The organism is Maritimimonas sp. 2210JD6-3 (genome assembly GCF_056591795.1).
Window position 1 is genome coordinate 1 of the sequence record NZ_JBWQOJ010000069.1, and the last position, 2,892, is coordinate 2,892.

The 2,892-nt window shown below is 33.2% G+C and carries 3 protein-coding genes; 2 read left to right on the plus strand and 1 reads right to left on the minus strand.

Annotated features, from left to right (window positions below; all coding sequences use genetic code 11):
- Together AC1EUY_RS15840 and AC1EUY_RS15845 are read left to right on the plus strand one after the other, a co-directional pair.
- Positions 1-433 (plus strand): hypothetical protein (locus AC1EUY_RS15840; RefSeq protein WP_480196524.1); only part of this gene is annotated, 433 nt, incomplete at its 5' end.
- 1 nt (position 434) lies between these two features.
- Positions 435-1,343, plus strand: coding sequence for a DNA adenine methylase (locus AC1EUY_RS15845; protein ID WP_480196525.1), 909 nt, complete (start codon positions 435-437; stop codon positions 1,341-1,343).
- Between the two features lie 308 nt (positions 1,344-1,651).
- Here AC1EUY_RS15845 and AC1EUY_RS15850 read toward each other — a convergent pair whose 3' ends face one another.
- On the minus strand, positions 1,652-2,707 hold the full coding sequence (locus tag AC1EUY_RS15850) for an IS110 family RNA-guided transposase (RefSeq protein WP_480196526.1): 1,056 nt from the start codon (positions 2,705-2,707) through the stop codon (positions 1,652-1,654).
- Positions 2,708-2,892: the final 185 nt, after the last annotated feature.

The following is a 2,892-nucleotide window of genomic DNA, read 5'->3' on the forward strand; positions in this document are numbered from 1 at the left end:
AAAAAGACTAATTGAAGAAACCTACAAACTAGACCAAAATAATTTTGCCAATGCAAAAACTGCTCTTACTCGAGTATCTTTTGAATGTACACTAAAGTTTATCGTTGAAAACACAAATAAGACTAATAGGAAACCTATAAATACTTCTAATCATTTTGCTTTAGCATACAAATCAAAAAGCCATAAACCTTTACCCTATACAAATTTTGATATATTAAAAACAAAATTTACAGAACTCATAACGAATACAGGAATCAGAAAAGCATTTGAAGATTTCGATTTACAACGTTCACATCAAATAATTCACAACTACAGAGTTGGTGCTGTACCAGCTGATGCTAAAGGCATTTGTGATAACTTAATTGATTTAATTGAGTTTATGTTACAAGACGAGAATGATTTGTTAAACTCAATTGATTTAACAAAATTGTAATATGTTCTATTCACCATTAAGATATCCAGGAGGTAAAAATAAACTTTCGGCTTTTATCGCTAAAATTTGTTTAGATAATAATATCAATGGACATTATGTTGAACCATATTCAGGAGGTGCTTCTGTAGCTTTGTTTTTACTTATCGAGGGTTTTGTTCAAAAGATTACGATAAACGACAGAGACCGTTCAATTTATGCTTTTTGGCATTCAGTTCTAAATAAAACTAACCAATTATGTGAATTGATAGAAAATGCAGAACTATCAATAGAAGAATGGAAAAAACAAAAAGCAGTTCAATCAAACAAAAAAAAGGCTGATTTACTTGATTTAGGTTTTTCTACATTTTATTTAAATCGCACTAATCGTTCCGGAATTATTAACGCTGGAGTTATGGGTGGAGTTGAACAGAATGGGAATTATTTAATGGATTGTAGATTTAATAAAACGGAATTAATACAAAGAATAAGAAACATTGCTAGTCACAAAAAAAACATTCGTCTTTACAAAAAAGATGCTGTCAAATTAATTGACAAAATAGAACAAGAAGCTCAAACTGACAATGTAGTTTTTTATTTCGACCCACCATATTATCTAAAAGCAAGTACGCTTTATATGAACCATTACGAAGATAAGAACCATAAAAAGGTTAGTGACAAGATTAAGTCTATTCAAAACATTAAGTGGATTGTTTCGTATGACAATGTTCCAGAAATTCAAAAACTGTATGCAGAATGTCCTAAAAAAGAGTTTTCATTTAAACACACCGCTTATGAAATTAGAGAAGGAAAAGAAATAATGTTTTTTAGCGAAAATATTGAACAACCCGAAATCGAAGATTGGAACCCATTGAGATTTAAACTGAAAAGAGGAAAAACTACCGCCAACATTGTGTCCTATGAAAAGCACTAGCCCAGTTCTTCAAAGTTACTATTTATTATTTTAATTATCTCATATTGATGATTTTGGGGTGTTGAATTGTTGGTAATTCCGATAGGATTATCAATACTTCAACACCTTATATAACTTGCTCCGCATCCTATTTGTGATCTACTCTTTTGAGTCGTCACCAGCATCTGTATGATTATAAGTTATAATAAGCCTAGCCACTTGCTATAAAAATGTGATACTAAATCATTTAGTTCACCCACGGTGTTTTGTGATATAGGCTTTGAATACTTCTCTGTGAGCTTTGTTATTGGTTTATATTTTATTCTATTCTATTCTATAACTCCTATTTCATAAGGTGTCTCTGTTTTTATTACTGCTAAAGTTCTGCTAAGTAACTTTCTTGCTACTTTAATGATGATACTCTTCACATTCTTTCCCTGATGTTTACGATAATACGACTGCATTACAGGATCTGTACGTATAGCTTGCCAGGAGGCTTCTATAAAATAAGAACGTATCAAACGATGTGCTCTTGGGGTTATGCCCATGGTCTTACTATTAGTTCCACTCTGATAAACTCCTGGTGCCAATCCTACATAGCCTGATAAATGTTTTAGGTTATTAAACCGTCGCAAATCACCCAATTCACTTAATATCCCACAGGCCACTATACCACCTATTCCTGGGATACTCCGAAGTAAATAATAATCCTTCTTAAAATGCTTTCGACAATAAGCTCTTAACTCATTACTTACCAAACGTAAATCTGAATCTACAAATCGAAAATAACGCATCCGACTCTCTAAGCTTGACTTTGCTATAGGATACTGGAACTCAATAGCGTCTAACCAATTACGGAAATTATGACTCCAATGGTCATTATCATACTGCTCTGGTATCTTGATACCGAAATACAACAATTGCATCTTGATATAGCTCTTAATACGCCTAAAGTCCTTAACCAAATCATTTCGCCTTCTAAACAAACTACGTAAGGCTTCTCGATGCATGTCGGGAACATGAATACTGGTTAATCGACCATCTTTTAACTCTCTACTTATCAACTGTGCATCAATACGGTCGGTCTTGGTGTAACGTTCTTTACCTCTGCGATGAATATCCGCTGGATTTACAACCAATGATTTCCACCCATAACTCTCAAATCTACGATGAGCATAATAACCACAACACCCTGCTTCATAAGCTACACTGACTTCATGATTTCTGAAATGTTTATCTACATAAGCTTTCAATTGATCTGGCTCAGGTGGCATACTAAAGGACTTGCCTGAAAACAAGTCTGTAGAACAATGAACTTTCCAACTTCGCTTGTGTATGTCAATCCCTATATATAACTTTGGTAAGGCAGTAATTTGAGTTTCCATATCTTAATCGTTTTTATTTACTTTAAAGATACTCGACTTACTGCTTTTTCATCGATGCTATAAGTAATAGCGGTTTAAGTGATAAAACAAAAGTATAAACAATAAGATGAAGGTCAGTGCTAAACTGAAAAGTTTGTGTGTAGAAATCCGCTACTACTCATACACGTGACCGTTGTACACCATAT